Here is a 23,132-nt window from a genome sequence, read left to right on the forward strand (position 1 = left end):
AGACACAAACCCCCCCCGCCCCGACCCCCCCCACCCCCCCCCCCCCCCCCCCCCCCCCCCCCCCCCCCCCCCCCCCCCCCCCCCCCCCCCCCCCCCCCCCCCGGCCCGGGCACGGTAGGCAGGGGGCGTGCACGAGCCCGACGTGAGGACGCGCCTGCCCCGGGGGCGGCGCCTGTCGCCGCTGCGGGCGATCGCCGTCCGGATCGGCATCGCGTTCGCCCTCGTCCTGGTGGCCTGGGGCATGGTGGTGTTCGAGCGCGGCGACTACAACGACAGCCTGGACGGCGAGGTGTCCGTCCTCGACGCGCTCTACTACACGACCGTCACCCTGACGACGACCGGCTACGGCGACATCGTCCCGATCACCCGCAGCGCCCGGCTGCTCAACACCTTCGTGGTGACGCCGATGCGGATCATGTTCGTCATCGTCCTGGTCGGCACCACCATCCAGGCGCTCACCGAACGCTCGCGAACCGAGATCCGCCTCGCCCGCTGGAGGGCCCGCATGCGTGACCACGTCGTCGTCCTGGGGTACGGCACGAAGGGGCGCAGCGCGGTGCGCCAGCTGCGCCTGCACGGCCACCCCCAGGAGCACCTGGTCGTGGTCGACAGCGACCCGCGGGCGACCGCGGACGCCGCCCAGGAGGGGTACCTCTCCATCACCGGCGACGCGACCCGCTCGGCGACCTTCCGCGCCGCGCTCGTCGAGCGCGCCGCCCGCGTCGTGGTGGCCCTCGACCGCGACGACACCGCGATCCTCGCCACCCTCGCGGCCCGGCGCCTGAACCCGGAGGTCGCCGTGGTGGCCGCCGCGCGCGAGGCCGAGCACGCCGAACTGCTGCGCGAGAGCGGCGCGAGCTCCGTGGTGGTCTCCTCCGAGACGGCGGGACGGCTGCTGGGCATGGCCGCCGACAGCCCCGCCGCGGTCGACGTGGTGGAGGACCTGGTCTCCTTCGGCACGGGCCTGGACCTGGCCGAGCGGGCCGTGACGGCCGGGGAGGTCGGCCGCTCGCCGGAGTCCCTCGACGTGCCCGTGCTCGCCGTCGTGCGCGACGGGCGCCCGCTGCGCTACGGCGACCCGGAGCTGGGCGCCCTGCGCGCCGGCGACCGGCTGCTGTACGTCGTCTCCGGGTAGCGGACCGGCGGGCGGAACCCGGTCAGCGCCGGGCGCGCACTCCGGCGAGGAACTCGGTGAGCACCGCCGGCTGCACGTGCACGGTCACCCGGGCGAGCACCCCTCCACGTCCCAGGCGACGGCCACGTCGGGCACGTGCACGCCGTACAGCATGAGGTCCAGGGCGACGACCTCGGACAGGAAGTCGCCGGGCTCGATGTCGAGCGCTTCGCGGCGACGGTCCTCCTCGAGGGAGGCCCACCACTGCTCGAGGGCTGCGGTCTGGTTCACGTGCGGGACATCGCGGCGGCGGCGCCCGGTGAAACGGGGTGTCCCCCGTGTGGCGCAACGCCTCCCGCTGCGCCCGGCGTGCGCGGGGCCGCCGGGGCGTGTAGATCAATGGGATGCCTGGAACCGCACGGAACGCCACCACCCACGACGAGGTCGAGCTCAAGTACGCGGTCGGCGAGGACTTCGTGCTGCCGGAGCTGGACGGACTGGACGGCGAGACGCGCACCGACCGCCTGGAGGCCGTCTACTTCGACACCCCGGGGCAGCGCCTGGCCGCCGCCCGCGTCACGCTGCGCCGGCGCACCGGGGGCGAGGACGCCGGCTGGCACCTGAAGCTGCCGCTGGCCGGCGCGCGCCGGGAGGTGCGCCTGCCCCCGGGCCGCGCCACCCGCAAGGTGCCCGCGGAGCTGCAGCGCCTCGTCAGCGCCCTGGCGGGCGGCGAGCCGCTGGTGCCGGTCGCCCAGCTGACGACCACGCGCACCGTGCGGCACGTCGTGGACGCCGGCGGGCGAGTCCTGGCCGAGGTCGCCGACGACCGGGTCGAGGCCCGCAGGCTGATCACGGAGGGCCCGGCACCCGCGCCGGAGGCCTGGCGCGAGCTGGAGGTGGAGCTGGTCGAGGGCGACCGCCAGCTCCTGTCGGATCTCGACGCGCAGCTGCGCGCGCACGGGGTGACCGAGGCCCCGCACGGCTCGAAGCTGGCCCGCGCCCTGGGCACGCCGCCCGCAGCGCCGGCCGCAGCCCCCCTGAAGCCGGGCTCGGCGGCCGGCGCGGTCGTCGGCGCCCACCTGGCGGCACAGGTGTCGGTGATCGTCACGGGCGACCCGATGGTGCGCCTGGACGAGCCGGACAGCGTGCACAAGGTGCGCGTGGCCACCCGGCGGCTGCGCAGCGCGCTGAAGACGTACCGGCCGCTGTTCGCCGAGGGGGTGCCCGAGGCGCTGCGCGAGGAGCTGTCCTGGCTGGCCGACGAGCTGGGCGGCGCCCGCGACGCGGAGGTCATGCGCGACCGGCTGGTCGCCGCCGTGGGCGAGCTGGAGCCCGTCGAGGGCGAGGACCCCGCCGCGACCGCGACCGCGCTGCGCGAGGTGCTGGAGGCCGACTACCGCGCCGCGCACGAGGAGCTGCTGCGCGCCCTGGACGGCGAGCGGTACGCCGCGCTGCTGGCCCGCCTGGAGGAGCTCGTCGCCGCACCGCTGGACGGCCCGCCGTTCTCGCCCCTGGCGCGCGAGAAGGCGAAGGACGTGCTGCCGGCGCTGGTGCGCGCCACCGACCGCAAGCTGCGCAAGCGCGTGCGCGCCGCGTACGCCGCCGACGCGGACCCGTCGGTGCCCACCGCGCACGCCGACGAGCTGTTCCACGACGCCCGCAAGCGCGCCAAGGAGGCCCGCTACGCCGGGGAGTCGCTGGTGCCGGTGTGGGGCGAGGAGGCCAAGGCGTACGCCAAGGCCGTCTCGGGGCTGCAGGAGGTGCTGGGCGAGCACCAGGACTCCGTCGTGGTGCGCGAGGTGCTGCACCGCCTGGCCGGGCGCGACCCGCAGGCCCTGGCGTTCACGTGCGGGCGCCTGTACGCGGCCGAGGTGGGGCACGCCGCGGCCAGCCGCGAGGCCGTGGACGCCGCGTGGGAGGCGGCCTCCTCGCGCAAGCTGCGGCGCTGGCTGCGCTGAGGTCTCGGCGTGCGCGTCGGCGCGGCGGGGACTAGGCAGGGGCCGTGGACGTCCAAGACCTGCTTCTCGACGGCTTCGGCCGCGTCCCGCCCGCCGTGCACGCCGTCCTGGACGGCTGCGACGAGCAGGTCCTGACCGCCCGCCCGGCCCCGGGCGCCAACACGATCGCCTGGCTGCTGTGGCACCTGGCGCGCGTGCAGGACGACCACGTCAGCGAGGTCGCCGGCACCGAGCAGGCCTGGACCGCGGACGGGTGGGCGCGCCGCTTCGCCCTGCCCCTAGCCGACGACGAGACCGGCTACGGCTTCAGCCCCGAGCAGGTCGGGCTGGTGCGCGCGAGCGCGCAGCTGCTGGGCGGCTACGTCGACGCGGTGCACGAGCGCACCGCGCGGTACCTGCGCACCCTGACCGGCGCCGACCTGGACCGCGTCGTCGACGACTCCTACGACCCGCCGGTCACGCTGGGGGTGCGGCTGGTGAGCGTGCTCGACGACGACCTGGAGCACGTGGGCCAGGCCGCGTACCTCGCCGGGCTGCTGCGGCGGCGCTGACCTGCGGCGCTGACCGGCGGGCGGGTGCGCGCCTGGGCGGGTGACCGGTGTGCCCGCCGGCCGGCCCGCGGGCCTAGGCTCTCCGGGTCCGCGATCCAGGCACGCGCGTCAGGAGAGACCGCCGAGTGAGCCAGTCCACCGATCGCCCCGAGGCGCGCGGGACCAGCACAGCGAACGGCAGCGCCACGAACGGCAGCGGAGCCGAGGAGCGCGCGGCCCGGGAGGTCGCGCACGAGGACGCCCGCGTCGGGGTGCTGTACGCGCGCCTGGACGAGCTGCGCGAGCAGACCGCCGCCCAGCTGGCCGCGGTGCGCCGCACCCGCGCCACCGGCACGCACCAGAACCGCTTCGAGCGCGACGCGTTCGCCACCCTGTACGAGGACCGCCTGGCCCAGTTGTGGTCGGTGGAGAACCGGCTGTGCTTCGGCCGCCTCGACCTGCGCGAGGGCACCGAGGACCCGCGCCGCTACGTGGGCCGCCTGGGGCTGGCCGACGAGCGCGGTGAGCAGCTGCTGGTCGACTGGCGCGCGCCCGCCGCGCAGGACTTCTACCAGGCCACCGCCGCCGCCCCGCGCGACGTGGTGCGCCGCCGGCACCTGCTGACCGAGGGCCGGCACGTCACCGCGGTGGACGACGAGGTGCTGGTGGCCGCCGACGGCGAGCGCACCACCGGTGACGCGGCGCTGCTGGCCGCGGTCACCGCGCCGCGCACCGGGCGCATGGGCGACATCGTCGCCACCATCCAGGCCGAGCAGGACCGGGTGATCCGCGCCTCCGAGCGCGGGGTGCTCGTCGTGCAGGGCGGGCCGGGCACCGGGAAGACGGCGGTGGCGCTGCACCGCACCGCCTACCTGCTCTACACGCACCGCGACCGGCTGGCGCGCAGCGGCGTGCTGCTGCTGGGCCCCAGCCCGGTGTTCCTGCGCTACGTGGAGCAGGTGCTGCCGGCGCTGGGCGAGACGGGCGTGGTGACGATGACGCTGGGCGAGATGTTCCCCGGCGTCGTCGCCCGCGGGCACGACTCCCCGCGCGCGGCGCGGGTGAAGGGCTCGCCGGTGATGGTGGACGTGCTGGCGGCGGCCGTGGCCGCGCGCCAGCGGGTGCCGGAGCGGGCGATCCGCTTCGACCTGGACGGCACGCCGGTGGTGCTGCGCCCGGAGGCGGTGGTCTCGGCCCGCACGCGCGCGCGGCGCAGCCGCAAGCCCCACAACGCGGCCCGCACGACCTTCGTGCGCGAGGTGCTCAACGGGCTGGTGCAGCAGCTGGCGCGCGGGCGCGGGGTGGACCTGGCCGAGGAGCGCGAGGACCTGCTCGCCGAGCTGCGCGAGTCGGTCGACGTGCGCCGGGAGGTCAACCTGTGCTGGATGCCGCTGACGCCGCAGCGGGTGCTGGCGGGCCTGTACCGCTCCCCCGAGCAGCTGCGGCGGGCGGCGCCGCAGCTGTCCCGGGCGGACCGCGAGGCGCTGCACCGCGAGCGGCCGGAGGCGTGGAGCGAGGCGGACGTGCCGCTGCTGGACGAGCTGGCCGAGCTGCTGGGGCCGCTGGAGGAGAGCCGCGCCGCGCAGGCGCGCGACGCCGAGCACGAGGAGCAGCTGGCGCACGCCCGCAAGGTGCTGGAGGACTTCGAGGCCTCCGGGGTGGGCGACACGCTGGTGACGCCCGAGCTGCTGGCGGAGCGCTTCAGCGTCGGCGGCCCGTCCGGGACGGTGGCCGAGCGGGCCGCCGCGGACCGCACGTGGGCGTACGGGCACGTCGTGGTCGACGAGGCGCAGGAGCTGTCGGCCATGGCGTGGCGGCTGGTGGAGCGGCGCTGCCCGGCGCGCTCGATGACGCTGGTGGGCGACGTGGCGCAGACGTCCAACCCGGCCGGGGCGCGCAGCTGGGCGGAGGCGCTGAAGCCGGTGGTGGACGACCGCTGGCGGCTGGAGGAGCTGACCGTCAACTACCGCACCCCGGCGCGGATCGCGCGGGTCGCGGCGGACGTGCTGCGGGCCGCGGGCATCGACGCGCAGCCGCCGACGCCGGTGCGCGAGGGCGAGACGGACCCGGCGGCGGTGCGCCTGGCCGGCTCCGGCGACGCCGCGGGCGTCGTCGAGCGGGTGCGCGAGGTCCTGGGCGAGCTGGACGAGGGCCGGGTGGCGGTGCTGACCGCGCACGAGGACGGGCCGCTGGGCTCGGACGCGCTGCGCGCCGCGGTGGCGCGGGTGCTGGCGCCGGGGGCGGTGGCCGCCTCCCCCGACGACCTGGACGCCGAGGTCAGCGTCCTGGACGTGCAGCGCGCCAAGGGCCTGGAGTTCGACGTGGTGGTGCTGGTGGAGCCGGCGGCGGTGCTGCGCCGCCCGCGCGGGGCCAACGACCTGTACGTGGCGCTGACCCGGGCGACGCAGCGCCTGCTCGTGCTGCACGCCGAGGACCTGCCCACCTCGATGGCGCGCCTGGTCCCGGTCGCGGCGGGCTGAGCGCGACCGGCGGCGCCGCGACCGGTTCCGCGGAACCCCTCCCGCGGTGTCGGTGCCGCGTGCTTGTCTGGCGGGCGTGACGATCCCCGCTCCCGCCTCGCCCGATCGCACCACCACCACGACCACGACGCTCCCCGCCGACCTGGAGCCGCGGCTGGCCGAGCACCGCCGCGAGCTGACCGGCTACTGCTACCGGATGCTCGGCTCGGCCTTCGACGCCGAGGACGCCGTGCAGGAGACGATGCTGCGGGCCTGGAGGTCCCTCGACGGCTTCGAGGGCCGCTCCTCGCTGCGCTCGTGGCTGTACCGCATCGCCACCAACGTGTGCCTGACGGCGATCGAGACGCGCGGGCGGCGCGCGCGGCCGATGGACCTGTCCGCCGCGGCGTGGGAGCCGGTGGAGGCCTCGCTGGCCGCCCGGCAGCCGGAGGACACCTGGCTGGAGCCGATGGTCGACTCCCGGGTGCTGCCCGCGGCCGGCGACCCCGCCGACGTCGCGGTGGCCCGCGAGTCGATCCGGCTGGCGTTCGTCGCCGCCCTGCAGCACCTGCCCCCGCGCCAGCGGGCCGTGCTGATCCTGCGCGACGTGCTGCGCTGGCGCGCCGAGGAGGTCGCCGGGCTGCTGGAGACCACGACCGCCTCGGTCAACAGCGCCCTGCAGCGCGCCCGCGCCACCCTGGCCGCCCGCCCCGACGTGGACCTCGACGCGGCCACCGGCGCCCGCGGCACGGACCTCGACGCCGGGCACCGCGAGCTGCTGGAGCGGTACGTGCGCGCCTTCGAGTCCTACGACATGGACGCCTTCGTGGCGCTGCTGGCCGAGGACGTCACCCAGAACATGCCGCCGTTCGAGATGTGGCTGCAGGGCCCGCGGGACGTGGTGCGCTGGATGGTCGGGCCCGGCCGGGCCTGCCGCGGCTCGGTGCTCGTGCGGCTGGACGTCAACGGCTCCCCCGCCTTCGCGCAGTACAAGCCGGGCGGTGCGGGCGGGGCGCTGGAGCCCTGGGCGATCCACGCGCTGGAGCTGCGCGACGGGCGGATCCGGCGCATCACCTCGTTCCTGGACACCCGCCTGTTCGCGCACTTCGGCCTGCCGCCGCGGCAGCCGCCGCGCTGAGGCGCCGGGGCGGGCGCGCACCTAGGATCGGCCGGTGCCCCCGGCCGCTCGCAGCACCCCGCGCACCCTCGCGGAGGACCTGCGCGCCCGCGACGACGCCGAGCTGGAGGCCCTGCTCGCCGCCCGCCCCGACCTCGCCACCCCGCTGCCGGCGTCCACCACCGCGCTGGCCGCGCGCGCCACCACCCGGGCGAGCGTGCAGCGCGCGCTGGACGCGCTGGACACCTCCGCCCTGCAGGTCGCCGAGGTGCTGTCCGTGCTGCCCGAGCCCACCAGCGCCACCGCCGTGTCGCGGGCGTGGGGGGTGCGGGCCAACGACGTCCTGGCGCGCTTGCGCACCCGGGCGCTGGTGTGGGGACCGGACCGCCGCCTGCACCTGGTCCACGCGGTGCGGGACCTGCTGGGCCCGCACCCGGCCGGGCTGGGCCCGCCCCTGGCCGACGCCCTGGGCCGGCGCTCCCCGCAACGGCTGGCGGAGCTGCTGGAGGACCTCGGCCTGCCGGTCAGCCACGACCCGGAGGTCGCCCTGCCGCGGCTGGCGGAGCACCTGGGGGCGCCGGCGAGGCTGGAGGCGCTGCTGGAGCGCGCCCCCGAGGGGGTTCGCGCCCTGCTGGACCGCCTCACCTGGGGCCCGCCGACCGGCTCGGTGGAGCGCGCCGACCGGCAGGTGCGCGCAGCCGGCGCCACCGGCCCGGTGGACTGGCTGCTCGCGCACGGGCTGCTCGCGGTCTCCGGCCCCGGCACGGTGGTCCTGCCCCGGGAGGTGGGGCTGGCGCTGCGCGGCGGGAAGGTGCACCGCGCACCCGACCGCGAGCCGCCGGTCGCGCCCGTGCAGCGGCGCCGCCCGCAGGTGGTCGCCGCGGCCTCGGCCGAGGCCGCGGCCGAGGCGTGCCGGCTGGTGGAGGAGCTGGGCCGGCTGTGGGGCGCCGCTGGCCCACCGGTGCTGCGCGCGGGCGGGGTGGGGGTGCGCGAGCTGCGCCGCACCGCGGCCGCCCTGGAGGTCGACGACGCCACCGCCGCGCTGGTCGCGGAGGTCGCGCACCTGGCGGGCCTGGTCGCCGACGACGCCGAGGTCGAGCCCCGCTGGCTGCCCACGCCCGCCTTCGACGCCTGGTGCGAGCTGGACGTGCCGGGTCGCTGGCCGGTGCTGGCCCGGGCCTGGCTGGGCTCCACCCGGGTGCCGGCGATGGTCGGCACCCGCGACGCGAAGGGCTCGGCGCGCAACGCCCTGGGCCCGGACCTGGACCGCGGAGCCGCGCCGGCGGTGCGGCGCGCGGTGCTGGCGCAGCTCGCCGCGGCCGGGCCGGAGGGCGCCGTGGACGCCGAGGACCTGCTGGCGCGGCTGCGCTGGGACGCCCCGCGCCGCACCGGCCGGCTGCACGAGGACCTCGTGCGCTGGACGCTGCGCGACGCCGGCTGGCTGGGCGTGCTGGGGGCGGGGGCCCTGTCGCCGGCCGGGCGGGCGCTGCTGGAGGGCGCCGCGGGCGACGGGACCGACGAGGACGCCGACGACGCCGCGGCGGCGGCCCTGGCGGCGGCCCTGCCTGCACCGGTCCGCGAGGTGCTGCTGCAGGCGGACCTGACGGCGGTGGCGCCCGGCCCGCTGGAGGTGCACCTGGCGCAGCGGCTGGCCGCGCTGGCGCGGGTGGAGAGCCGCGGCGGAGCCACCGTCTACCGCTTCGACGCCGCCACCGTGCGCCGCGGCCTGGACGAGGGGCTGACCGCCGACGACGCGCTGCGGTTCCTGGCGGACGTGTCCGCCACCGGGGTGCCGCAGCCGCTGGAGTACCTGGTGCGGGACGTGGCGCGCCGGCACGGGCGGGTGCGGGTGGGACGGGCCGGCAGCTACGTGCGCGCCGAGGACCCCGCGGTGCTCGCCGAACTGCTCTCCGACCGCCGCTGCGCGCGGCTGGGCCTGCGGTCGCTGGCGCCCACGGTGCTGGCCGCGGCCGCCGAGCCCGACGAGGTCCTGGCGGCGCTGCGCGCCGCGGGGGTGGCACCGGCCGCGGAGGGGCCGGACGGGGAGCTGGTGGTGCGCCGCGCGGTGGCCCTGCGCAGCGGCCCGCGCGCGCTGCCGCGGCCGGTGACCGGCGAGCCGCCGCCGCCGTCGCCGTCGCTGCTGTCGGCGGCGGTGCGATCGCTGCGCACCGGCGACGAGGACAGCGAGGCGGGTGAGCGCCGCCGGGCCGAGCACGCCGGCACCCCGTCGCTGAGCCACCTGGACCCGGCCACGTCGCTGGACCTGCTGCGCCGGGCCGCCGCGGAGCGGCGGGCGGTGTGGGTGGGGTACGTGGACGCCGACGGCTCGCCGCGCCGGCACCTGGTGGAGCCGATCGGCGTGGAGGGCGGCCGCATCACCGCCTTCGACCGCGCTGAGCGATCGGTGCGCACCTTCTCGGTGCACCGCGTCACCGGTGTGGCCCTGCAGGGGACGTGAGGCCCGCCCGCGTCGGCTAGCGTCGACGGTCGAGCGGACCAGGTCGAGGGGAGCACGGTCGATGAGCGAGGCGGAGCGGGGCGGGGAACAGCGCTCCTGGTGGGAGAAGCCCGACGCGGGGCAGCCGGGTGCGCGCGCGGCGTCGCAGGACGCCCACGACCCCTACCGCACCGACGACGCCCCGGGCGGGTCGGACCCGTACTGCGGGGACGGGTCCGACCGGACGCAGGTGGTGCCGCAGGACGCGAGCACCACGGCGGGCACGGGATCGCCGTGGCCCCCGACCACCGCGCCGGAGTACCCGCCGCTGGACGGCCGGGCGCAGCAGCACGCCGGACGCGAGCGCACCGAGCCCGAGTCCGCCGAGCACCACGGCCGGCAGTACGCCCAGCCCCAGTACGCCCAGCCGTACAACCAGACCCACGGCGCGCCCGTGGACCCCTACGGCCAGCCGCCGGTGACCGGGGCGGCGCACGCGGTGCTGTGGACGTCGGTCGGCGGCCTGGTGCTGCTGGGGACCGGCCTGGGCTGGATCGCGGCGATCGTGGCGCTGGCGCTGACGCCGGGCGCGCGCCGGGAGCTGCTGGCCGCGCAGGGCACCAGGCGCGGCCTGGGGCACCTCCTCGCCGGGAAGATCATCGCCTGGGTGACCATCGCCCTGTCGCTGCTGTTCGTGATCGGTGTCGTGGCGCTCATCGCCTGGTTCAGCGCCCAGGGGGGCGGCTACTACGAGGGGTACGGCTACGACTCCGTCGGCACGTCCGTGCGGGTGTGAGCCCGCTGACCGGCGCCCGCGCGGCGCGCCGCGGAAGCACGCGGCGCCCGCGGGGGTTGCACCCCCTGTGACCGACGGCCCCCTCATCGTCCAGAGCGACAAGACGCTGCTCCTGGAGGTCGACCACCCGCGCTCGGGCGCCGCCCGTGCGGCGATCGCCCCCTTCGCGGAGCTGGAGCGCGCCCCCGAGCACGTGCACACCTACCGGCTGACACCGCTGGGCCTGTGGAACGCGCGCGCCGCCGGCCACGACGCCGAGCAGGTCGTGGACACGCTGCTGGAGTTCTCCCGCTACTCCGTCCCGCACGCGCTGCTGGTGGACGTGGCCGAGACGATGTCGCGCTACGGGCGCCTGCAGCTGGTGAACGACCCCGTGCACGGGCTGGTGCTGCACGCCCTGGACGCGGCGGTGCTGGAGGAGGTGCTGCGCTCGAAGAAGGCGGCACCCCTGTTCGGCGAGCGCCTGGCGCCCGACACGGTCGCGGTGCACCCCAGCGAGCGCGGCAACCTCAAGCAGGTGCTGCTGAAGCTGGGCTGGCCGGCGGAGGACCTCGCCGGCTACGTCGACGGCGAGGCGCACCCCATCGCGCTGACGGAGGACGGCTGGTCGCTGCGGCCGTACCAGTCCGAGGCCGTGGAGGGTTTCTGGCACGGCGGCTCGGGCGTCGTGGTGCTGCCCTGCGGGGCGGGCAAGACGATGGTGGGCGCCGGCGCGATGGCGCGGGCGAAGGCGACCACGCTGATCCTGGTGACGAACACCGTCTCGGCGCGGCAGTGGCGCGACGAGCTGCTCAAGCGCACCACCCTCACCGAGGACGAGATCGGCGAGTACTCCGGGGCGCGCAAGGAGATCCGCCCGGTGACGATCGCCACCTACCAGGTGGTGACGACGAAGCGGAAGGGCGTCTACCCGCACCTGGAGCTGTTCGACGCGCGCGACTGGGGCCTGATCGTCTACGACGAGGTGCACCTGCTGCCGGCGCCGATCTTCCGGATGACCGCGGACCTGCAGGCGCGCCGGCGCATCGGCCTGACGGCGACCCTGGTGCGCGAGGACGGCCGCGAGGGCGACGTCTTCTCCCTCATCGGCCCCAAGCGCTACGACGCGCCGTGGAAGGACATCGAGGCGCAGGGGTACATCGCCCCGGCGGACTGCGTGGAGGTGCGCGTGACGCTGCCGGAGGGTGAGCGCCTGGCGTACGCGACGGCGGAGGACGACGAGCGCTACCGGCTGTGCTCGACGTCGCCGGCGAAGTCGCGCGTGGTGGAGAAGCTGGTGGCCCAGCACGCCGGGGAGCCGACCCTGGTGATCGGGCAGTACATCGACCAGCTCGACGACCTCGCCGCGCGCCTGGACGCCCCGGTCATCAAGGGCGACACGTCGGTGAAGGAGCGCCAGCGGCTGTTCGAGGCGTTCCGCCACGGCGAGGTGACCACGCTGGTGGTCTCCAAGGTGGCGAACTTCTCCATCGACCTGCCGGAGGCGAAGGTCGCCATCCAGGTGTCGGGCTCGTTCGGCTCGCGCCAGGAGGAGGCGCAGCGCCTCGGTCGGGTGCTGCGCCCCAAGGGCGACCACGGCGCGGCGCGGTTCTACACGGTCGTCTCGCGCGACACGAAGGACCAGGACTTCGCCGCGCACCGGCAGCGGTTCCTGGCCGAGCAGGGGTACGCGTACCGGATCGTGGACGCCGACGACATCGACGGCGGGGTGCCGGACGCGGACGGGGTGCTGCCGGGCAGCTGAGGCCCGGGCCGCGGGGAGCCCGTGCGCTGCGGTAGGACGGACGGGTGCTCAGCGACGACCCCGCCCACGCCCTGCTGGTCGGACGGATGACCCAGGAGGGCGAGACGCCGCTCGCGGTGCTGCCGATCGGCTCCGGGCCCTTCGGGGGCCTGTCGGGGTCCGGGGTGCTCGCGGTGGGCGCCGTGCGGCTGTGGCTCGCCCAGCCCCGGCTGCTCGGCGGGCCGTCGGTCGCCTCGGTGCCGCTGACGAGCGTGGGGGTGGTGAGCGTGCGCGCGCAGCGCTCGCTGCTCGGTGCGGGCGGGGGCCTGCGCGTGGAGGTGGTCGTCGACGGGCGGGTGCTGCGGTTCGGCACCCGGGCGCAGCGGGCCGACGCCGAGGAGTTCGCGCGGGTCGTCTTCCGCCACCGTTGACAGACCGAGCGCTCGGTTTCACGCTGGGACGGTGACCGCCACCGGCGTTCCCACCGTCCTGCTCTTCCGGCTGCGCCACGACGGCGCCCTGCTGGAGGCGGAGGTGGAACCCGCCGGCCACCGGGCCCGGGTACGGCTGCGGCGCGACGGCGAGCTCGTCGGTGAGCGCACCGGTGCCGGCCGCGTGCGCGTGCCGCTGCCCGGCGCCGAGGGTGCCGCGGGTCCGGCCCGCACGGCGGTGCTCGTGCGGGTGCTGCCGCGCGGCGAACCGCTGGACGCGGTGCTGGAGGTGCCCGGGGTGCCGCGCCCGGCCCGCACCCCGTTCGAGCCGCCACCGGGCACGACCGCGGCGCGCTGGCACGCCTGGCAGCGGCGTCACCCGGCGCTGTGGGCCTCGCGGCACGTCCTGCTCGCCGCGGGCCGGGTCGCGCTCGGGCTCCTGGGGGTCCTGGTGCTCCTGCAACCGCTCGTGCGGTGGGTGCTGGCGTGGTTGCGCGAGCACCTGCCCGACCTGGACCTGCCGCGCATCTCCTGGCCCGACCTGGACCTGCCGCGCATCCCGTGGCCGGACTGGGACCTGCCCGGCATCCCCTGGCCGGACTGGGACCTGCCGGACCTGCACGCGCCGTGGTGGCTGGCGACGCTGATCGCGACGGCGAAGTTCTGGGTGCCGGTGCTGATCGCCCTGGTCGTCGCGGTGCGCGAGGTGCGGCGCCGGCGGGCCGGCGGGCGGGACACCGGCGGCGAGGCTCCGGGGGGTGCGGCGCCGACCGCGCAGCACCGGCAGGCGCGCGGACGGCAGGACGAGCACGGGCGGGACGACCACGAGGAGCCGGGTGCGCACCGTTGACCCCGAGCAGCACCGCAGGCGGCGTCACGAGATCGTCGAGGCCGCCGTGGGGCTGTTCGCCAGCAAGGGCTTCGAGGCCACGACCACCGCGGACATCTGCCGCGCGGCCGGCATCAGCACCGGCCGCCTCTTCCACTACTTCCCGTCCAAGCAGGCGGTCTTCCACGCGATCTTCGAGCTCGACCGCCGCGAGCAGGAGGAGGCGCTGGTGCGCGCCGTGGCGGACCCCGACCCGTGGCGGGGGCTGACCGCGGTGGTGGAGCGGATCGCGGCGGAGACCGCCCACCCGGTCGTGGCCGGGCTGTTCGTGGAGGTCGTCACGCAGGCGCACCGCGACCCGGTGGTCACCCGTCTCGTCGCCGAGGACGACCGGCGGGTCCTGGACGCGGTGGCGGCGCTCGTCGGCAGGCTCACCGCGTCCGGGCGCGCGGACCCCGGGATGCCGCCCGCGGAGGCGGCGCGGTGGGTCCTGACCCTGGCGGAGAGCTTCTACGGCCGCGGGTACCCCGAGCCGGGGCGCGACCGCGCCGCGGACCTGGTCACGGTGCTGGAGCTCGTCGCACGGGTCCTGCGCCTGGACGCCGCAGGAGCACCGGGCCGCTGAGGCTCCCCTCCACCGGCCGGCCCGGGAGCGCGGTGAGCGGGCCGGTCAGAGGCCGCTGACCCGCTGCAGCTGCACGTCGGTGGCCGGGCGGGCCCGGCCGCGCTGGCTCAGGGCCGCCAGCAGCAGGTCGGCCGGCTCGGCCGACGGGTCGGTGCGCGCCTGGATCCAGCCGCGCAGCCCGTCGGGGCGGTTGGTGATGACGCCGTCCACCCCGGCCTCGTCCAGCGCCCGCCACAGCACCGGCTCGTCGACCGTCCAGGTCCACACGGCCAGGCCCGCGGCGTGCAGCTCGGCGACGGCGGCCGGCCGGGCCACCACGGAGGCCACACCGGGGTTGCAGGCCACGACGCCGAGGTCGCGGCGCAGCGCGCGGCCCTGGGCGAGGGCGTCGGCGTCGGGCTCGTCCAGCAGCACGGCGCGGCGCACCTCGGGGGCGACCTCCTGCACGTGCGCCAGGGTGCCCGTGTCGAAGCTCTGCACGACGACCTGGTCGACGGCGCCGGCGCGGCGCACGTCCTGCAGCGCCGCGGCGACCTGCGCGGTGCTCCAGCGCCCCTTCAGCTCCAGCAGCAGCTGGGCGCCGGGGTGATCGGCCAGCAGGTCCAGCAGGTCCGCCAGCAGCGGCACCCGCTGGTCGCGGTAGGCCGGGGAGAACCACGACCCGGCGTCCAGGCGGGCCAGCTCGGCGGCGCGCAGGTCCGCCACGCGCCCGCGCCCGCCGGTGGTGGCGCTGACGTCGTCGTCGTGGATGAGGACGGCGGCCCCGTCGGCGGCGGGGTGCAGGTCCGTCTCGACCATGTCGGCCCCGCAGCGCAGGGCCGCCTCGAACGCGGCGAGGGTGTTCTCCGGGGCCACCGCTGAGTAGCCGCGGTGGGCGATGACGAGGGGCGGTGCGAGCGGTGCTGCGCTGGCCACGCCACCACTGTCGCCGGGCGCTGCGTCCAGGAGGTGGCTCCCGGGCGGATTCCGCGTGACGATCCCCCGACCGTTGTCCACCAGCACCCCTCGACCGCTCCCGGACGCCGGCGCGGTGGCGCCGGCGCGTTCCCGCAGGGTCCATCGGCACGGTGGCCCGCCCGCTGGAGGGCGGGCCACCGGGTCGGGTGACCGGGTCAGGCGCCGGCGCCGAGCAGTCCCCGGCGCCGCAGCAGCGGCTCGATCGCGGCGTCGCGGCCGCGGAAGTCGCGGTACGCCTGCATCGGGTCCACGGCCCCGCCGCGCGAGAGCAGGGTCCGGCGGAAGTGCTCGCCGTTCTCGCGCCGCAGCCCGCCGTTCTCGGCGAACCACTCCACGGCGTCCGCGTCGAGGACCTCGCTCCACACGTAGGAGTAGTACGCGGCGGCGTACCCGCCGCCGAACACGTGGTGGAAGTAGGTGCTGCGGTACCGCGGCGGCACGGCCTCCAGGGCGACACCCGCCCCGGCCAGCGCCTGCGCCTCGAACCGCTCGACGTCCTCGGGCACCGCACCGTCCAGGGCGCCGGCGGGCAGTCGGTGCCAGGCCAGGTCCAGCAGGGCCGCGGCCAGGTACTCCAGGGTGGCGAAGCCCTGCCCGTGCGAGCGCGCGGCGCGCAACCCCTCCACCGCCCCGGCGGGCAGCGGCTCACCGGTGACGTGGTGGCGCGCGTAGCGGTCCAGGACCTCCGGCTCGAAGCCCCAGAACTCGTTGACCTGGGAGGGGAACTCCACGAAGTCGCGCGGGACGTTCGTGCCGGAGAACCGGGGGTGGTGCACGTCGGAGAGCAGCCCGTGCAGGGTGTGGCCGAACTCGTGGAACAGGGTCTCGACCTCGTCCACGGTCAGCAGCGCCGGCTCCCCCGCCGCGGGCTCGGGCACGTTCAAGCAGTTCACGACGACCGGTGCGGTGCCCAGCAGCCGGGACTGGTCGCTGAAGGAGCTCATCCACGCCCCGCCCCGCTTGGAGGGGCGCGCGTACGGGTCGAACAGGTACAGCCCGAAGGGACCGTCGGCGTCGGCGACCTCGAACACCCGCACACCCGCGGAGTACACCGGCAGGTCCTCGCGCTCGGTGAAGGTCAGCCCGTACAGCGCCGAGGCGGTGGCGAACACGCCGTCCACCAGGACGCGCTCCAGCTCGAACCAGGGCCGCAGCTGCTCGGTGTCCACGCGGGAGCGCTGCCGCCGCGACCGGGCGGCGAAGTACGCCCAGTCCCACGCCCGCAGGGGCGGCTGCTCGCCGTCGGCGACGAGGAGCGCGGTGAGCTCGGCCTCCTCGGCGCGGGCGTTGGCGGCGGCGGCCGGGGCCAGCCGGCGCAGCATCCCCTCGGCGGCCGCCACGTCGCCGGCGGTCTCGTCGGCCACCACCCAGGAGGCGTGGTCGGCGAAGCCGAGCAGCTGCGCGCGCTCGGCGCGCAGCGCGGCGATCCGCTGCAGCAGGGCGCGGGTGTCGTGCTCGCCGCCGCGGCCGCCGCGGGACACCGAGGCGCGGTGCACGCGCTCGCGGGAGGCGCGTCGGTGCAGCTGCTCCAGCACCGGCTGGCCGGTGGGCAGCGACAGCGGCAGCAGGTGGCCGTCCAGGCCGCGGGCACGGGCGGCCTGCTCGGCGCGGGCGAGGTCGGCCGGCGCCAGCCCTTCCAGCTCCTCCGGCTCGGAGAAGCGCACGGCCAGCTCGTTGGTGTCGGCGAGCAGTTCCACGTCGAAGCGGGTCGTCAGCGCGGACAGCTCGGCGTTCAGCTCCCGCAGCCGCCCGGCCGCCGCCTCGTCCAGCAGGGCGCCGGAGCGGGCGGCGTCGGAGTGCAGCCGTTCCAGCAGGCGGCGCGCCTCGTCGTCCAGGTCCGCCGGCGGGTCCGCGCGCAGGGCCCGCACCCGCGCCAGCACGCGGGGGTCCAGGCGCACGGCGTCGTGGTGGGCGGCCAGCTGCGGGGCGTACTCCTCCTGCACCGCGCGCAGGGCGTCGTCGGCGTCGGTGCCCACGAGGTTGAAGAACACCGCCTCGGCGCGGGCCAGCGCCTGCCCCGCGGACTCCAGCGCGTCCAGGAACGCCGCGGCGGGCAGGTCGGCGGCCAGCAGCTCGTCCAGCTCGGCGCGGTGCGCGGCCATGCCCGCCTCGAACGCGGGGGCGAAGTGCTCGGTGCGGATGCGGTCGAACGGCGGCAGCCCGAACGGCAGGTCGCTGGGCGCGGCGAACGGGGTGTCCACGGGCAGGCCGTCGGCGGGGTCCATGGCGGGATCCTGCCGCAACACCCCGTAGCGCATCGAGGAAGGTGAGGCAAACCATGCTCGCGAGTGGTCATCCACGGTTCACCTGGGCGCCACGCCTGCGTGGCCTCATCCGCCGCACAGCATCCCTAGCGTCCACCGCGCACGACCGCCATCCGAGCGGTCGACGGCCGGGTGCCGCCCCGGCTGGACGCCCCGCCCGAGGAGAACCCCCCGTGACGACGGACGCCTGCCGCCCGACGCTGGACCTGCTGCCCTACGCCCCCGCCGGCCGGCGCAGCTCGATGACCTGCCACTACCGCTGCGCCACCTCGTGCGCGCAGCCGGTCCCCAACCCCACGGAGAACGCCTACTTCGGCGACGTCGTCCGCTCGGCCGTCTCCCGCCGCGGCGTGCTGGCCGGCCTGGTCGGCCTGGGTGTCGCCGGCGCCGCCGTGGCGCAGGCCCCGCGGGCCAGCGCCAGCGCCTTCGGCGACGACGTGAACCTGCTCGCCGACCCGTTCGACCCCGGTCACTCCGTGGAGTTCGAGGTCATCGCGCCCGTCCCGGCGGACGTGGACTCCTTCGACGTGCCGGCCGGCTGGACCTGGGCGCCGCTGATCTCCTGGGGCGACCCGATCCTGCCCGGCGCACCGGACTTCGACTTCGAGAACCAGACCGCCGAGGCCCAGCTGGGCCAGTTCGGCTACAACAACGACTACACCACCATCGTCCCGATGCAGGACCCGAACCGGGCCCTGCTGGTGTGCAACAACGAGTACACCAACGAGGAACTGATGTTCCGCGACTGGACCGGCGCGGAGAACGCCACGGACGAGCAGCTGCTCATCTCCCTGGCCGCGCACGGCATGTCCGTCGTGGAGCTGCGCCGCGCGGACGAGAACTCCCCCTGGGCGTACGTGCGCGGCTCGGAGTTCAACCGCCGCATCACGCCGATGACCCAGTTCGAGTTCACCGGCCCGGCCGCCGGCGCGAAGGCGCTGCGCACGAACGCCGACCCGTCCGGCCGCAAGCCGATCGGCACCTTCGGCAACTGCGCCGGCGGCACCACGCCGTGGGGCACGGTCCTGTCCGGCGAGGAGAACTTCAACGGCTACTTCTTCTCCGCCGAGGAGCCCGGCGGAGAGGGCCCGGGCGAGACCGACCGCTACGGCGTGGTCGGCAGCACCGGCCGCGGCTGGGAGCGCATCGAGGAGCGGTTCGGCTCCGTGGCCGAGCCCAACGAGCCCAACCGGTTCGGCTGGGTCGTCGAGGTGGACCCCTTCGACCCGACCTCCACCCCCCGCAAGCACACCGCGATGGGGCGCATGAAGCACGAGGGCGCCACCATCTCCATCGCCGCCGACGGCCGCGCGGTGTCCTACATGGGCGACGACGAGCGCTTCGAGTACCTGTACAAGTTCATCTCCAAGCGCAAGTACCGCGAGGGCGACCGCAAGCACAACATGCGGCTGCTGGAGGACGGCGACCTGTACGTCGCCGTCTTCGAGGGCGACGGCATCGAGGACGAGCGCTACGACGGCCGCGGCCGCTGGGTGCAGCTGACCCGCGACGGCCGCTCCCTCGTGCCGGGCATGTCGGTGGACGAGGTGCTGATCAACGCGCGCGCCGCCGGCGACGCCGTGGGCGCCACGAAGATGGACCGCCCCGAGGACGTCGAGCGCAACCCCGTCAACGGCCGCGTGTACCTGGCGTGCACGAACAACACCCAGCGCGGCACCCTGTACAAGCCTGCCGTCGACGAGGCGAACCCGCGCCCGATCAACAAGGACGGGCACGTCGTCGAGATCGTCGAGGCCCGCGACGACGCCGCGGCGACGGAGTTCTTCTGGAACCTCGTGCTCGTCTGCGGCGACCCGGAGGACCAGAGCACCTACTTCGGCGGTTTCGACCCCGCGCAGGTCTCCCCGATCTCCTGCCCCGACAACGTGGCGTTCGACAGCACCGGCAACCTGTGGATCTCCACGGACGGCAGCACGCTGGGCAGCAACGACGGCCTGTTCGAGGTCGTCGTGGACGGCCCGAACCGCGGCCAGGTGCGCCAGTTCGCGTCCGTGCCGGCCGGCGCGGAGGCCTGCGGCCCGGTCATCGCCGAGGACGGCCGCACCGTGTTCCTGGCGGTGCAGCACCCCGGTGAGATCGACACCGCGACCATCGACGCACCGGCGTCGACCTTCCCCTACGACGGCACGGGCCAGCCGCGCCCGTCGGTCTGCCAGATCTACCGCGCCTGATCGAGGCGGGACCGCCCGGGGGCGGTCGGGTGGGGCTCCGGCTCCCCCGGCCGCCCTCGGGCGTTCCAGGGGCGCGGCGCTCCCCAGGGGCCCGGCGCCTCAGGGGCCGGTGACGAGGGAGCGCAGCAGCCGGTCGAGTTCCGCGGCCGGGTCGGCGGTCAGCCCGCAGTGCACCGGCGAGGTCTGCACCACGGTGCTGCGCGGGGCCGTCAGCCAGCGGAAGCGGGCCCCGCGCGGCTCGGCCGCGGCGGCCCCGGCGGCGGCGTCGTCGGCGCACACCCGCTCCAGGGCGCCCAGGTGCCGGGCGACCGCCGCGGCGTCCACGCCCGGGGCCAGCGCCCGCAGCCGGGCGGCGTCCAGCGCGGTGCGGGCGGCCAGGTGCTCGCGCGCGCGGCACCACAGCACCACCCCGGCGTTGAGGAACTCCGCGCGCTCCACGCGCGGAACGACGCGCACGACGGCGTACTCGTAGACGTCCAGCCCCTCAGCCACGGCGCGCCCCCCGCTGCGCGGCGGCCAGCTCGGTCACCCAGGGCCTCGGCGGGGCCAGCCGCGCGGTGAACCAGTCCAGGTAGGCCGCGCGCACCTGCTCGGCGGAGGCGAACCCCGGCTCGTCGTGCAGCCACACCTCCGGCACGTCGTCGACCGCGGCGCGCAGCACGTCCGGCGTCAGGAGCGCCGCGCACGCCGCGTCGGCCTCCGTGACGTCCTCGGCGGCGCCCAGCAGCAGGTGGTCCTCGGCGTGCCGCAGCGGGCGGGAGGTGGAGGCCGCGGCGCGCGCCCAGTCGTGGTGGAAGTACAGCGCCGCACCGTGGTCGATGAGCCAGGGCCGATCGCCCCACCACAGGGCGTTGGGGTTGCGCCAGGAGCGGTCCACGTTGAGCACGAGGGCGTCGAACCACAGCACCCGCGCCGCCCAGCCGGCCTCGACCGGATCCACGGCCGGGTCGAAGGACAGCGCCCCGGGCAGGAAGTCCATCCCCAGGTTGGGCCCGGGCGAGCGCAGCAGCAGGTCCTGCACCTCCTCGTCCGGCTCGCCGCGCCCGATGACGGGGTCGACCTCGGCGACGACGAGCTCGGGCACCGCCAGGTCCAGGGCCGCGGCCAGTCGCGCGGCGAGGACCTCGGCGACCAGGACCCGCCGGCCCTGCCCTGCGCCGGAGAACTTCACGACGTAGGTGCCCAGGTCGTCGGCCTCGCACAGGCCCGGCATGCTGCCGCCCTCGCGCAGCGGCAGCACGTACCGGGTGGCGGTGACCGAGCGCAGCACGATCGCGAGTCTGCCAGGCGCGCGCCGGCCCAGCGCGTCCTCAGGTGCTTCCCAGGCGGCGGGGGCAGGATCGGGAGCGTGAGGAGCGCGAACACCCCGCCCGAGGCCCGGTTGCTGGTCGTGGACGACGAGCCCAGCATCCGCGAGCTGCTGGCCGCCAGCCTGCGGTTCGCGGGGTTCGAGGTGACGTCGGCGGCCGACGGCGCGCAGGCGCTGGAGCTGGCCGAGAAGGTGCGCCCGGACCTGGTGGTCCTGGACGTCATGCTGCCCGACCTGGACGGCTTCACCGTCACGCGCAAGCTGCGCGAGCGGGGCCGCGCGGTGCCGGTGCTGTTCCTGACCGCGCGCGACGACACCGCGGACAAGGTGGCGGGCCTGACCGTCGGCGGCGACGACTACGTGACCAAGCCGTTCAGCCTGGAGGAGGTCGTCGCGCGCATCCGCGCGGTGCTGCGCCGCACCGGCGGGCCCACCGGCCCCGACTCCGGCCGGCTGGTCTTCCACGACCTGGAGATGGACGAGGACTCCCACGAGGTGCGCCGGGCCGGCCGGCCCGTGGAGCTGTCCCCCACCGAGTTCAAGCTGCTGCGCTACCTGATGCTCAACCCGAACCGGGTGCTGTCCAAGGCGCAGATCCTCGACCACGTGTGGGACTACGACTTCAACGGCGAGGCGGGCATCGTGGAGTCCTACGTCTCCTACCTGCGCCGCAAGCTGGACACCGAGGGCCTGCAGCCGCTCATCCACACCCGGCGCGGCGTCGGCTACGTGCTGCGCGCCCCCTCGGACGCGACGTGAGCGGTGGGGCCGCCGCGGGCGGCGCGCCGGGGGCGCTGGGCCGCTGGCGCGAGCGGCTGCACGGGGCCGGGGAGCGGGTGCCGCTGCAGACGCGGCTGCTGCTGATCGCCGTGGCGCTGCTGCTGGTGGCGATGAGCGTCTTCGGCGGGGTGTCGCTGACGCTGCTGCGCGCGAACCTGGAGCGCCAGGTCGACGACGAGCTGCTCGGCCGCGGCCGTGGAGCCGTGGAGGCGTCCCTGGCGCAGCTGTCCCAGCGCGGTGGGGGGGCGGTGCCGTTCTCCACGTTCTACGTGCTGCTGGCCGACGCCGACGGCACCGGCTTCGCGGAGGTCTGCGCGCGGGACGCCGACGGCGAGTGCCTGGCCGAGCCGCGGCTGCCGGAGCTGACCGCCACCGAGGTGGCCGGGCACGACGGCGAGCCGTTCACGGTCACGGGCAGCGGCGACGGCGGCCAGTGGCGGGTGCTGACGTTCTCCGACGCCTCCGCGCAGGTCAACGTGGCCGTGGCGCTGCCGCTGGCGGGTGTGCAGGAGACGCTGGCGGAGTACCGGACGGTGGCGCTGCTGGCGGGCGCGTCGGTGCTGCTGCTGGGCACCGGCCTGGCCGCGGTGGCGATCCGCCGCTCCTTCCGGCCGCTGGACGACATCGAGCGCACGGCCTCGGCCATCGCGGCCGGCGACCTGTCCCGGCGCGTGCGGCGGGCACCGCCGGGCACGGAGGTCGGGCGGCTGGCGGGTGCGCTGAACGCGATGCTCGCGCAGATCGAGGGCTCCTTCCGCGCCCAGCAGCGCTCGGAGGAGCAGATGCGCCGGTTCGTCGCCGACGCCAGCCACGAGCTGCGCACCCCGCTGGCCGCGATCCGCGGGTTCGCCGAGCTGTACCGGCAGGGCGCCGTGCGCGAGCCGCAGGACGTGGCGCACGTCATGGGCCGCATCGAGGGCGAGTCCACGCGCCTGGGCCGGCTGGTGGAGGACCTGCTGGCCCTGGCCCGCCTGGACGAGGCGCAGCGGCGGCGCGGCCGGCAGCGCGAGCCGGTGGACCTGGTCGTGGTGGCCTCCGACGCGGTGCACGACGCCAGGGCGCTGGCCCCGGACCGGGCGGTGCGGCTGGTGGGGGTGCGCGAGGGCACCGGGCCGTCCTCGGCGGTCGTGCTGGCCGACGAGGCGGGCCTGCGGCAGGTCGTGACGAACCTGCTGGCCAACGCCCTGCACCACACCCCCGCCGGCACGCCCGTGGAGGTCGCCGTGGGCCCGGTGGCGGGCCCGTCGGGGCCGGAGTCGGTGCTGGAGGTCCGCGACCACGGGCCCGGTCTGGCGCCGGAGCAGGCCGAGAAGGTGTTCGAGCGGTTCTACCGCGTCGACGCCTCCCGCCGCCGCGGCACGGGCGGCGGCTCGGGGCTGGGGCTGGCCATCGTGGCGAGCATCGTGGGCGGCCACGACGGCACGGTGGCCGTGACCCCCACCCCCGGCGGCGGGGCGACGTTCCGGGTGCGCTTCCGCGCCGCACCGGCGCAGCCGGCCGGCGCGGACGACGCACCGGCCCGGATTCACAGCTGACGTCCAGCCGTTTCCAGGAGCGCCTGCAGGGGCGGGGCCGTAGATGGAGGGGTACGAGGGGCTCCCGCCCCGAACG

The 23,132-nt window shown here is 76.6% G+C and carries 19 protein-coding genes; 14 read left to right on the top strand and 5 right to left on the bottom strand.

What is annotated here, in order from left to right; translation table 11 throughout:
* Positions 1-142: 142 nt before the first annotated feature.
* On the top strand, positions 143-1,135 hold the full coding sequence (locus ACRYR9_RS07015; RefSeq protein WP_432493882.1) for a potassium channel family protein: 993 nt from the start codon (positions 143-145) through the stop codon (positions 1,133-1,135).
* Positions 1,136-1,219: 84 nt separating this feature from the next.
* Here the strand turns inward: ACRYR9_RS07015 and ACRYR9_RS07020 are convergent, their stop codons facing one another.
* Complete coding sequence (locus ACRYR9_RS07020; RefSeq protein ID WP_432493880.1) at positions 1,220-1,405, bottom strand: hypothetical protein; 186 nt, start codon at positions 1,403-1,405, stop codon at positions 1,220-1,222.
* Positions 1,406-1,518: 113 nt separating this feature from the next.
* Between ACRYR9_RS07020 and ACRYR9_RS07025 the strand changes: the two genes are divergently transcribed.
* From ACRYR9_RS07025 to ACRYR9_RS07070, 10 genes are all read left to right on the top strand, one after another.
* Entirely contained in the window at positions 1,519-3,072 is a 1,554-nt protein-coding gene (locus tag ACRYR9_RS07025) for a CYTH and CHAD domain-containing protein (protein ID WP_432493878.1), read from the top strand.
* Between the two features lie 44 nt (positions 3,073-3,116).
* Entirely contained in the window at positions 3,117-3,623 is a 507-nt protein-coding gene (locus ACRYR9_RS07030) for a mycothiol transferase (RefSeq protein WP_432493876.1), read from the top strand.
* Between the two features lie 125 nt (positions 3,624-3,748).
* Positions 3,749-6,082: a HelD family protein gene (locus tag ACRYR9_RS07035; RefSeq protein WP_432493874.1), complete on the top strand. Its 2,334-nt coding sequence runs from the start codon at positions 3,749-3,751 to the stop codon at positions 6,080-6,082.
* A gap of 82 nt (positions 6,083-6,164) precedes the next feature.
* A complete protein-coding gene (locus ACRYR9_RS07040) occupies positions 6,165-7,199 on the top strand; it encodes a sigma-70 family RNA polymerase sigma factor (RefSeq protein WP_432493890.1) in 1,035 nt (344 codons plus the stop codon).
* A gap of 34 nt (positions 7,200-7,233) precedes the next feature.
* Positions 7,234-9,636 (top strand): helicase-associated domain-containing protein, encoded by a 2,403-nt coding sequence (locus ACRYR9_RS07045; protein WP_432493872.1) that lies wholly within the window; start codon positions 7,234-7,236, stop codon positions 9,634-9,636.
* Positions 9,637-9,697: 61 nt separating this feature from the next.
* On the top strand, positions 9,698-10,411 hold the full coding sequence (locus ACRYR9_RS07050; protein WP_432493870.1) for a hypothetical protein: 714 nt from the start codon (positions 9,698-9,700) through the stop codon (positions 10,409-10,411).
* A 67-nt stretch (positions 10,412-10,478) separates the two neighbouring features.
* A complete protein-coding gene (locus ACRYR9_RS07055; protein WP_432493868.1) occupies positions 10,479-12,155 on the top strand; it encodes a DNA repair helicase XPB in 1,677 nt (558 codons plus the stop codon).
* A 44-nt stretch (positions 12,156-12,199) separates the two neighbouring features.
* The gene (locus tag ACRYR9_RS07060) at positions 12,200-12,565 is read left to right on the top strand and encodes a hypothetical protein (RefSeq protein WP_432493866.1); all 366 of its coding nucleotides are present in this window, start codon (positions 12,200-12,202) and stop codon (positions 12,563-12,565) included.
* A gap of 31 nt (positions 12,566-12,596) precedes the next feature.
* The gene (locus ACRYR9_RS07065; protein ID WP_432493864.1) at positions 12,597-13,415 is read left to right on the top strand and encodes a hypothetical protein; all 819 of its coding nucleotides are present in this window, start codon (positions 12,597-12,599) and stop codon (positions 13,413-13,415) included.
* Entirely contained in the window at positions 13,402-14,019 is a 618-nt protein-coding gene (locus tag ACRYR9_RS07070) for a TetR/AcrR family transcriptional regulator (protein ID WP_432493862.1), read from the top strand. The genes ACRYR9_RS07065 and ACRYR9_RS07070 overlap by 14 nt, the downstream gene beginning before the upstream one ends.
* A gap of 45 nt (positions 14,020-14,064) precedes the next feature.
* Here ACRYR9_RS07070 and ACRYR9_RS07075 read toward each other — a convergent pair whose 3' ends face one another.
* On the bottom strand, positions 14,065-14,934 hold the full coding sequence (locus ACRYR9_RS07075; protein WP_432493860.1) for a glycerophosphodiester phosphodiesterase: 870 nt from the start codon (positions 14,932-14,934) through the stop codon (positions 14,065-14,067).
* 197 nt (positions 14,935-15,131) lie between these two features.
* Complete coding sequence (locus ACRYR9_RS07080) at positions 15,132-17,201, bottom strand: M3 family metallopeptidase (RefSeq protein ID WP_432493858.1); 2,070 nt, start codon at positions 17,199-17,201, stop codon at positions 15,132-15,134.
* Positions 17,202-17,482: 281 nt separating this feature from the next.
* On the opposite strand from ACRYR9_RS07080, the gene ACRYR9_RS07085 reads away from it, so the two are divergent.
* Positions 17,483-19,432 carry a PhoX family protein gene (locus ACRYR9_RS07085; protein WP_432493888.1) on the top strand — a complete coding sequence of 650 codons (1,950 nt, stop codon included), beginning with the start codon at positions 17,483-17,485 and terminating at the stop codon, positions 19,430-19,432.
* 99 nt (positions 19,433-19,531) lie between these two features.
* On the opposite strand, the gene ACRYR9_RS07090 is transcribed toward ACRYR9_RS07085, so the two are convergent.
* Both ACRYR9_RS07090 and ACRYR9_RS07095 read right to left on the bottom strand, forming a co-directional pair.
* A complete protein-coding gene (locus tag ACRYR9_RS07090) occupies positions 19,532-19,924 on the bottom strand; it encodes a DUF3037 domain-containing protein (RefSeq protein ID WP_432493856.1) in 393 nt (130 codons plus the stop codon).
* Positions 19,917-20,702: a HipA family kinase gene (locus ACRYR9_RS07095; RefSeq protein WP_432493854.1), complete on the bottom strand. Its 786-nt coding sequence runs from the start codon at positions 20,700-20,702 to the stop codon at positions 19,917-19,919. The genes ACRYR9_RS07090 and ACRYR9_RS07095 overlap by 8 nt, the downstream gene beginning before the upstream one ends.
* A gap of 78 nt (positions 20,703-20,780) precedes the next feature.
* Here ACRYR9_RS07095 and ACRYR9_RS07100 point away from each other — a divergent pair, with 78 nt between their 5' ends.
* On the top strand, positions 20,781-21,500 hold the full coding sequence (locus ACRYR9_RS07100; protein ID WP_432493852.1) for a response regulator transcription factor: 720 nt from the start codon (positions 20,781-20,783) through the stop codon (positions 21,498-21,500).
* On the top strand, positions 21,497-23,056 hold the full coding sequence (locus ACRYR9_RS07105) for a sensor histidine kinase (RefSeq protein ID WP_432493850.1): 1,560 nt from the start codon (positions 21,497-21,499) through the stop codon (positions 23,054-23,056). The genes ACRYR9_RS07100 and ACRYR9_RS07105 overlap by 4 nt, the downstream gene beginning before the upstream one ends.
* Positions 23,057-23,132 lie beyond the last annotated feature (76 nt).

Source organism: Kineococcus auxinigenes, assembly GCF_050871525.1.
Taxonomy (GTDB): domain Bacteria; phylum Actinomycetota; class Actinomycetes; order Actinomycetales; family Kineococcaceae; genus Kineococcus.

Bases quoted from the DNA above. Each gene is read 5' to 3' on its own strand.
- ACRYR9_RS07080 (WP_432493858.1), bottom strand. From the start codon at position 17,201: ATGGACCCCGCCGACGGCCTGCCCGTGGACACCCCGTTCGCCGCGCCC.
- ACRYR9_RS07025 (WP_432493878.1), top strand. From the start codon at position 1,519: ATGCCTGGAACCGCACGGAACGCCACCACCCACGACGAGGTCGAGCTC.
- ACRYR9_RS07085 (WP_432493888.1), top strand. From the start codon at position 17,483: ATGACCTGCCACTACCGCTGCGCCACCTCGTGCGCGCAGCCGGTCCCC.
- ACRYR9_RS07050 (WP_432493870.1), top strand. From the start codon at position 9,698: ATGAGCGAGGCGGAGCGGGGCGGGGAACAGCGCTCCTGGTGGGAGAAG.